This window comes from Archangium sp., assembly GCF_036388035.1.
GTDB lineage: Bacteria > Myxococcota > Myxococcia > Myxococcales > Myxococcaceae > Archangium.
On sequence record NZ_DASVSO010000935.1, the window covers coordinates 1 to 8,458 of the forward strand.

At 67.2% G+C, this 8,458-nt stretch carries 8 protein-coding genes; 3 read left to right on the plus strand and 5 right to left on the minus strand.

What is annotated here, in order from left to right; genetic code table 11:
• Positions 1-93: 93 nt before the first annotated feature.
• Both VF697_RS38900 and VF697_RS38905 read right to left on the minus strand, forming a co-directional pair.
• Positions 94-1,404, minus strand: a complete 1,311-nt coding sequence (locus VF697_RS38900) for an AHH domain-containing protein (protein WP_331103144.1) — start codon at positions 1,402-1,404, stop codon at positions 94-96.
• A gap of 173 nt (positions 1,405-1,577) precedes the next feature.
• Positions 1,578-2,456 carry a hypothetical protein gene (locus tag VF697_RS38905; RefSeq protein ID WP_331103146.1) on the minus strand — a complete coding sequence of 293 codons (879 nt, stop codon included), beginning with the start codon at positions 2,454-2,456 and terminating at the stop codon, positions 1,578-1,580.
• 252 nt (positions 2,457-2,708) lie between these two features.
• On the opposite strand from VF697_RS38905, the gene VF697_RS38910 reads away from it, so the two are divergent.
• On the plus strand, positions 2,709-3,869 hold the full coding sequence (locus VF697_RS38910) for an endonuclease/exonuclease/phosphatase family protein (protein WP_331103149.1): 1,161 nt from the start codon (positions 2,709-2,711) through the stop codon (positions 3,867-3,869).
• Entirely contained in the window at positions 3,866-4,711 is an 846-nt protein-coding gene (locus tag VF697_RS38915; RefSeq protein WP_331103151.1) for a hypothetical protein, read from the plus strand. Before VF697_RS38910 ends, VF697_RS38915 begins: the two co-directional genes overlap by 4 nt.
• Before the next feature lie 82 nt (positions 4,712-4,793).
• Here VF697_RS38915 and VF697_RS38920 read toward each other — a convergent pair whose 3' ends face one another.
• The 3 genes from VF697_RS38920 to VF697_RS38930 form a co-directional block, all read right to left on the minus strand.
• Positions 4,794-5,468, minus strand: a complete 675-nt coding sequence (locus tag VF697_RS38920; RefSeq protein ID WP_331103153.1) for a hypothetical protein — start codon at positions 5,466-5,468, stop codon at positions 4,794-4,796.
• An 82-nt stretch (positions 5,469-5,550) separates the two neighbouring features.
• Entirely contained in the window at positions 5,551-6,294 is a 744-nt protein-coding gene (locus VF697_RS38925; protein ID WP_331103155.1) for a hypothetical protein, read from the minus strand.
• A 107-nt stretch (positions 6,295-6,401) separates the two neighbouring features.
• Complete coding sequence (locus tag VF697_RS38930; RefSeq protein ID WP_331103156.1) at positions 6,402-7,289, minus strand: hypothetical protein; 888 nt, start codon at positions 7,287-7,289, stop codon at positions 6,402-6,404.
• A gap of 228 nt (positions 7,290-7,517) precedes the next feature.
• Here VF697_RS38930 and VF697_RS38935 point away from each other — a divergent pair.
• Positions 7,518-8,458 (plus strand): M4 family metallopeptidase (locus tag VF697_RS38935; RefSeq protein WP_414641433.1); only part of this gene is annotated, 941 nt, incomplete at its 3' end.

The window sequence follows — 8,458 nt, forward strand, 5'->3', positions numbered from 1 at the left end:
CGAAGGGGCCATCCAGGACCCAGCGGCCCGGGTGGAGCATGTTGTCCATCATGTCGAAATATCGAGCCATCATCCGCTCCGTGGAATTCGCTGCTAGGGCTTTTCCGTGAGGAGCCTGTGAAGTGGTGAGCCAGGAGTGCAGACGTCGCCTGCGATTCTGTCCAGTTCCTCCACCAGCATGCCCCGACACTCGGCCTGGGTCCTGCAACCATCCGTTGCACCCTGGAGCCTCCGGAAGATTTGCTGATGATACGCCTCGGGGTGAGGGCCCTGGTGGCCCTGGAGGTAGACGAGGTTTTCCTCCGCTTCCAGGCGCATCCCCGCCCTGTCGAAAACCTTCTTGAACACAGGAGTCCAGGGTCCACCGTTGGCACCGGAGACGTCGTTCTTGTTGGTGGCCAGGTGGTGCCAGTGGCTCCCATCCTTCTTCGAGCCATCCCCACACGCTCCCGTGGCCCGAGCCGCCGTGGCCCCCGTTCCCACCGCCGCTCCCATCAGCACCACCGTCCCGTCCGCCACCACCTGCGCCGTCGTCGACACGCTCAGCGTCAGCCCCCCGGGCAGTGACTGGCGCGCGGGCGCCACGCTCTCCCACAGCCCTCCCTTCGGAACCTTCGGCAGCCCCTTGGCCACCCCGGCGCTCGCTGCCATCACCAAGGCCCTCAGCGCCGTTCCTACCACCGCCTTGCCGAAGTGCTCGGCCGCCTTCTCCAACTCCTCCGGCGTCCGCGCAGCCTCCGCTTCCCGGTACAACCTCAGGCACACCACGCCCAGTTGGTGCAGTTCCGCCACCCCGAAGGCCGCCACCAGTCCCACCGTCACCACCACCGCCACCGTCTTGCTGAAGAGCGGCTCCGGCACCGCCCACGCCAGGAAGTAGGCCACCACCGACGTAGACACCCCCGCCAGGAAGAGCGGGTCTCCGAACAGCTCGACCGCCGCCTCTCTCACCCCCTCCTTCATGTACCGGGGAGACAGTCGCAACGCCGCCGCCAGCCTGTCGCTCGCCAGCAACGGCAGCGCCACCTCCGACACCCCGTACCGCGCGACGTATGCCGCTCGCAGCCGCTTCTCCCACTCCTCGCCAGAGCCGCACGTGACGGCACCGCACGCGACAGCCGCGAGCGCGAAGACCCGCGCCTCGGGCGAGGGCGCCGCCCTCACCGGGCCGAAGTCCTCGTGGAAGGTGGCAAGTACCCTGCGTGCCTGCTCCACCGTCAGCGACTCCAACCCCGGCGCCCTCCCCTGCGGCTCGAAGAGCAGCCGCCATCCCCCTGACACCTCGCGCACCTGCACCGTCCTGCTCGACGGTGGGTAGGCCGCTCCCGCGGACGTCGCCATCAGGGCCGTGCCTGTTATCGCCAGCAGGAGGAGTTGAAACAGCCAGGGGGCTCGCGGAGGCATGGAGTTCTCTATACGCCTCCGCGATCGCTGAACGTCAGCCACCGTCGGTATGAGTCCGCCCCGCGCCTCCAAGCGTTTTTGACGAATGGGGGCCCACGGTTGGCGGACGGGTGCAGAGCACGCAGAGCGCCCGCAGGCCTCTCCGAGGCGACGCGTTGGATGGGGACTGCCTACTACTCCGCCTGGAGGACCGGGGGCGTGCAGGACTCCATGAAGGAGAGGGACTCGTAGGTGATGTAATCGAGAGGGTCCGGAGTCAGGACGACGCGGGTAATCCCCTGGCCGCTGACGCTCTTGCGGGAGCGCGTCGTGACACCCGGCGTGTTGTCTCCCGTGAAGTAGACACGCGCCAATTCCTGGCTCGAGGAGTCGTAGGCAGCCATGTGGTTGTTTGCATAGTCCGGATCAACCGCGGTGAGTTCGACCCATGAGACCGCCTTCGAGAAAGTGACGGTGATGGCGGATTGAACGCCGTTCCCCGGAATGCTCTGGAAGCCTCCCACGGGTCCTCCCGTGACATAGGGCGTGATGGAGACGTCGACGCCACAGAACGTGCCCGGGGACGGAGCGGCACAGGGCGTAGGTGTGGGAACAAACGACAGGGAATCCCAGCTCGTGTAGTCGTTGGGGGCCGTGATCAACCGTACGCTCCGAATGCCCGGAGTGGTGAGCGTTCGGATCGAGCGGGTCCATGAGCCGGGGGTATTGTCCCCATCGAACGCGATACGGCCGAGCTCCCGATTCAGGGAGTCGTAGGCGATCATGACGTTACCGACATAGTCCGGATCCAGGGCGGCAACCGTTACGCTCTCCACGTCCCGGGAGAAGGTGACGGTGATGGGGTACTGGGTTTCATTGCCTGGAGTGCTCTGGAAGCCGCCCGCGGGTCCGCCCGTGACGTAGGGCGAGATGGAGACGTCGACGCCCGCATACGTCCCTGGGACAGGCACGGAGCACGACCCGGTGGCCACTGCCCTCGAAGAGGCCAGACCCTCCGCCGGCTCGAGCGGCCGTGGTTCCAGCTCGGGCTGACACGCGGTCAAGGCCGTCATCAGGACCATCTTCCAGGCGCACCAACCCACTCCGAGGAAATTTCGACTGAACATGACAGGAGGCCCCTCACTGCATAGGACGAGGCGACACAGTGCCCGAGCGGATGGCCAAGGTCCGTACCACTCAAGTGGTATTGCCGATCCGACAGCAAGGCCTATTGCCTACTTGGGTGTGCGTTGGAGGGGGCGGGGGTAGGGCTCCAGAATCATCGTCCCTCCGAGCGTCGGAGTCGGGGTACCCTCGCGCCACGCATGAGACGCTCACTGCCCTGGCTCCTCCTCCTCCCCTTGCTGGCCAGCTGCGAATGGGTGGCCGACCCGCTGTCCTTCACCCGAGAAGAAGTGCCTCGGTTCAAGGCCCGGGCGGAGCACCCCGCGCCAGCAGCGAACCCCACCTCGCTCAAGGTGATGGCCTGGAACGTGAAATACGGCGCCTGCCGCATCGACTTCTGGTTCGACTTCTGGGGTGACCGCGTCCAGATGTCCACCTCCGAGGTGACGGACTGCCTCACCCGCGTGGCCGCGCTCATCCGCGAGTACGACCCGGACATCCTCATGGCGGAGGAGATCGAGGTCGGCTCGAAGCGCAGCGCCTACATCGACCAGGTGCGCTTCCTGCTGGAGAACACCCAGCTGCGCTACGCGGCCTATATGTCCACCTGGGACTCGCGCTACGTGCCATCCGAGGGCGTGGGCCGTATCAACCTGGGCAACGCCATCTTCTCGCGCTACCCCATCACCAAGGCCGAGCGCATCCGGCAGGAGGATCGCACGGATCAGGATCCGGTGACGGGGACGTTCTACATCAAGCGCGCCATCGGTCGGGTCGAGGTGGACCTGGGCAACCGCACCATCGCCGCGTACGTGGTGCATACCGAGGCGTATGACCAGGACGGCACCAAGCAGAGGCAGATCCGGCAGATCCACGACGTCGTCCAGGCGGAGACGCTGCCCTGGGTGCTCGGAGGAGACCTCAACGAGCTGCCCCCCGTGTGCGATGAGAAAGCGGCCCCGGGCACGTCCGAGTCCTGCCAGGGCAAGCTGCGGCTGGCGGGCTTCCTGGACGAGCGCGAGAGCAGCAAGGGCACCGAATTCGAACAGCCGCCCTACACACCCAGCGTCATGAAGCCTTTCTACGACGACTTCGAGCCCTTCCTGTCCCTGGCCCGCTACGGCGTGGGCGAGGAGAACCAACGGGCCTACTTCACGCACACGGTGCTCGGCCCGGACAGCGTGAACGATCAGGGCGTGCCTGGCACCTGGAGCCGCACGCTGGACTACCTCTTCATCCGGAAGGGAGAGGTGTGGACGGAGACCGACGTCATCCAGGGCCCCGGACGTCTCGGGGTGCGGAGCGATGCCAGCCGTCTGTCCGACCATGCCCCCGTCGCCGGTACCTGGAGGCTGCCATGAGGGCCGTCCTGCTGCTCGTCCTGTTGGGAAGCACCCTCGCCTTCTCGCAACCCCGCCCCGCTCGGGACACCGCGGACGTGGGCCCTCGGGGCTCCTGGAGCGTGGGCGTGTTCAACCCGCTGCGCATCGCGGTCCACGACCGGGTCGAGTTCCAGACCCACCCGCTCCTCTTCCTCGTGGCCCCCCAGGTGGATGCCCGCTTCGCGCTGGTGCGCTCGCCGCTGCGACTGACGGCGGAGGCCGGGCTGTCGGTGCCCACGTTCGCCCTGCGTCTGACGAAGGGCTACCTCTTCCCCAGCTGGGCCACCAGCCAGAATGACATCGGCTGGATGCTGATTCCGAGGGCGGGGCTGTCGCTCTCGGGGGACGTGCTCGCGCACGATGTGTGGACGCTCAAGGCGGACGCGGCCTTCCGCGTAGCACTCGGACCCAACAGCGCCACCCCCCTCAACTCCTTCCTCACCCCGTTGGATCTCGCGCTCGCGGCGCCGCTCACGGGTTTCCGCTCGCGGGTGGGGGGCGCGTATGACCATGCCTTCAACGACCGCCTGCGCCTGCGCGGAGAGCTCAACCTCTATGTCACCGGGTCCCAGGGCAACCTCATCGTCTCGGGCCAGGACGTGGGGCCCATCGCCACCGTGTCCCCGCTCGTGCTCACGGCCCACCTGGGAGTCGACATCGCCGTCTTCCAGCACAGCCGCATCACCGCCGGGGTCTTGTGGGCCAACGCGGACCAGGGGGCCACGCGCGTGATCGAAGGCAGTGACGGCTTCAGTGAGCGCGTCCGCGTCCGGAGCAACGACTTCCTGCCAACACTGGACTTCATCTGGGCGGGCTTCTGAGCAGCGCCATCAGGCCGATGACGAAGGTAGGAGCCGGAGATTCGCTCCCGAGACTCTCGGGAGCGAAGGTCGGCGCCACTGATTACTGAGACAGCCCGCTCCCCTCGGAGGTCTTCGGCACGAAGTCGGCGGGCGTGGCCTCGGCGGCCTCACGCAGCGGCCGCAGTCCCAGGCCCGTGGGCAGCCACGTCTCCTGGAAGGAGGACGTCCCGAGCACCGAGGCGCGGATGACGAGCGCGGTGGACACCTCCGCCATGACGTGCTCCTCCACCTTCATCAGCTCGGCCCGGGCGCGGAGCGCCGGCTGCTCACCGAGCACCTCCTGGGCCTTCGCGTCATCCAGCACGTAGACGAAGGTGCGGAAGGGGCTGGGGCGCGCGCTCACCCCGGGGCCCACCATCGCACCCTTGCCCTCCAGCCGCCCCGAGGGCATGGCCGCGCCCGGGCACCCGCGCTGGATGCGCACCGGCGCCTGGCCGAAGCCGGCCTTCTCCCAGAGCGGGTGGCTCTCCTCGAGCGCCGCCACGTCCGACTTCAACGCCTCCAACAGCTCCTGGCTCCGGCCCTCCAGGGACGGCTCCAGCTCCACGCACAGCTGCAGGCCCTTGCGCTCGGCCACCAGCAACGCGTTGTCGAGCATCAGGTGGGAGTCGTGGGACTCCGTGTCCTCGGGCTCTCCGGCGCAGCGAACTCCCAGCACCAGCACGCTCACCATCGCGGCCACGTGGACCCATTCCCGTCGTGCGAACTTCTTCATGGTTTCAATCCCTTGCAACAGGGGCGTCCCCTTCGGGACGCGAAAGATTTTCAAGACAGACAGCGTCGGACTCGCGGCGGACTCACCACGTATTCGTGCGGTCGGCGATCCGCGTGACCGAGGACTTGTCGCTGGCGGTCGGGTACCAGACTGGGTCGGTGCACCCCATGCTCGAATACAGGTCGTTGTGCATGACGCTGTTCATGCAGTGCCCGTTGTAGTCGGGGTCCTTCAAGCCGAGGATGTGTCCGGTCTCGTGGTTGATGAACTTGCGCGCGCGGGTGTCGTAGCCCGAGACGTGCTCCGTCTGGAGATACGAATACCCCCACTTGTAATGGGTGTGGTAGCCGTCATACACGCCGTTATCGAACACCACGCAGCTGTAATAGCCCCCACAGAGCGAGACCTCATACCAGTCATCCTTGATGTGGTACTCGTACTCGATGGTGGCGCGCGTGGCCGAATCGTAGTCGGCGCAGAACTTCGACGTGCGCCACAGGTCCACGCGCCAGCTGGCCGTGCCGTCCCAGATGGTGCTCAGCTTGGCGAGCGTCTCCTCGATGAAGTTCGCCATCCGCGTGCCGTCGATGCTCGCGGTGCGCGACTGGACGCAGTACTGCTCGTCCTGATCTCCCGGGCTGGTGCTCGTCCCGTTGTTGCCGTGAATCGTGGCGATGTGGAGCTGGTTCGAGCCCGTGTGCGTATGGTTCGCCTGGGCCTGGGGGATGTGGTGCCAGGCAACCACCGTCAGCACCGCCACCCAGCCCAGGACAATCCAACGGGGCGTGCGGTGGGGCGGCGCTTCTTCTCGGGAGTGGGGGGACATGATGCGGCTCCTGGTACGACGAGGCAGGGCCGTATCTTCCCACAAAACCGGTTTAACCGGTTAATGAATGATTCCTGGTCTCTGTCGATCAGCGCACAGCCTCATGGCTACGGTGCACCCTGCCGCGTCTGGAGTTGCTCGAGGGCGGCCTCGAGCTGCTCGGTGTAATCCCTGCCCAGCTCCTCGTCGACGAAGCGGCGGCCCGGCCCCTGGAAATAGCCGGAGCGGGTGTAGGCCGCCTGGATCAACCGGACCTGCTGCTCGGGGTCCAGCTCGTGCCAGCCGCGGCCCTCCTCCAGCGCCGTGCGCCAGTCGTCGCCGTCCCCGAACCAGCGCGCCCACAGCGTCTCGCACACGTAGTCGGTGCCGCCATTCTGGTAATGCCAGACACGGACCATGTCACGAATCAGCAGATGAAAGGGGTACTGCAGCGCGACGGAGGCCGTCGGGGAGAGGTTGCGTGGGGCGTAGAGGGTGTTGCCGAGCACGAAGGAGCGGCCGGGGAGCGAGAGCAGGCCGAGCCTTCCCACCTTGAGCCGCACCCGCTCGTAGTCGAGGCTGTCACCAAACACCTTGTGCAGCTCGCTGCGTTGCTTCGCCCCGAGCCGGTAGCCCTCGGGCTCCGTGCCGAGCCCCGTCTGGAGGGCGCTCAACACGCGCCCTCCCAGGCTCAGCAGCACGTCCAGGGGAAGCTGGACGAGCTTCATCACCCCTCGGGCCAGGTGACGGCCACCCCTCGTGAGTCTTCCCGTGAGGAGTCCACCCAGCCCGAGGGCGAGGCCTCTCACGAGCGCCCCGAGGTTCCTCATCGCGCCGATCCCCGCGCTCACGAGCCCGGAGAGCAGGAAGGTGCTCCACCCTTCCGCTGGCCCGGCAGGCGACTCCTGCTCCGTGCGCGCCACCGTGGCGACCCGGGTCACGACGGTCTTGTCGGCGGAGGCGCCCGGAGGCCGGCGTGGACTGGAAGGTGGGTGAGACGAGGAATGGGTGTTCATGGCACCTCCAGAAAGCGGGCAACCCAGGCTCTGGACGATTGGTCGCTCCCTTCCGCGAGGACACCTGCCTTCGAGGGCCAGGGCGTGCTCGCTGGAGGACATCCAGGGAACGTTCAGTGGTGAACACCTCCGGCCTTTCCATTGATTGCGGTTCTGACCGACCTTCATCCTCCCCTCTCCGCGGCACACCGCCGCCACTCAAGGGGGAAGTACTGGATGCGTACCCGGATGCTCGCTGCCTGCCTCGCGCTCACCCTCACGGCCTGTGAGACGGAGCCGTTGGACCCTTCCGCCGATCTCGGCTCCACCGGGGATGTCCAGGCAGCCCTCGCGGCCCTTCCCTCGGCCGAGGTGCTCGGGGCCCATGCGGACGGCGTCCCGTACATGATTCGCGGCCGGCTCGGCTCGGTGGGCACCTCTCCGCGCGGCCTCTCGGCCTCCGAGGCCCACACGCGCCTCGGCTCGGCCCTGGCCAGCATCACCCCCGTCTTCCGGCTGAATGCCTCGGATCTCGTCGTGCGCCGGCTGTCCGTGGACGAGCAGGGCCACACGCACCTCCGTTATGACCAGACGAAGAACGGGCTCCCGGTGGTGGGCCACGAGCTCATCGTCCACGTGGATCCGAATGGCCTCGTCTACGCGGCCAACGGCTCGGCCCGGGATGGCGAGTCCCTCCCCTTCCGGGCGCGGATCGCTCCCGAGTCCGCTCGCGCCGCGGCGCTGGAGGCCACCCCCGGCGAGGTCCGTGCCGAGCAGGAGCCTCGCCTCGTCTATGTCCGCTCCAGCGCGGACGGGCGACTGAAGCTGGTCTTCGAGGTCCTCGTGGCGGGCGAGCACGCGGGCACTCCCGTCCAGGACCACGTCTTCGTCGATGCCCTCGCGGGCTCCGTCGTGGAGCGCTCCTCCGACATCCACCACGCGCTCAACCGCTCGGTGTACTCGGCCAACAATGGCACCACGCTGCCTGGCACCCTGCGGATCAGCGAGGGCGGCTCGGGCACCGGGGACGTCGTCATCGACAAGACCTACGTCAACCTCGGCATCTTCTATAACTGCTTCAAGACCAACTTCGGCCGCGACTCGTACAACAACGCCGGGGCGGCGCTGAGGGCCGTCGTCCACTACAGCAACAACTACGTCAGCGCCTTCTGGAATGGCTCCTCCCTGGT

Coding starts and splice junctions, on each gene's coding strand:
- VF697_RS38900 (WP_331103144.1), bottom strand. CDS start 1,404: ATGCCTCCGCGAGCCCCCTGGCTGTTTCAACTCCTCCTGCTGGCGATA.
- VF697_RS38905 (WP_331103146.1), bottom strand. CDS start 2,456: ATGACGGCCTTGACCGCGTGTCAGCCCGAGCTGGAACCACGGCCGCTC.
- VF697_RS38910 (WP_331103149.1), top strand. CDS start 2,709: ATGAGACGCTCACTGCCCTGGCTCCTCCTCCTCCCCTTGCTGGCCAGC.
- VF697_RS38915 (WP_331103151.1), top strand. CDS start 3,866: ATGAGGGCCGTCCTGCTGCTCGTCCTGTTGGGAAGCACCCTCGCCTTC.
- VF697_RS38920 (WP_331103153.1), bottom strand. CDS start 5,468: ATGAAGAAGTTCGCACGACGGGAATGGGTCCACGTGGCCGCGATGGTG.
- VF697_RS38925 (WP_331103155.1), bottom strand. CDS start 6,294: ATGTCCCCCCACTCCCGAGAAGAAGCGCCGCCCCACCGCACGCCCCGT.
- VF697_RS38930 (WP_331103156.1), bottom strand. CDS start 7,289: ATGAACACCCATTCCTCGTCTCACCCACCTTCCAGTCCACGCCGGCCT.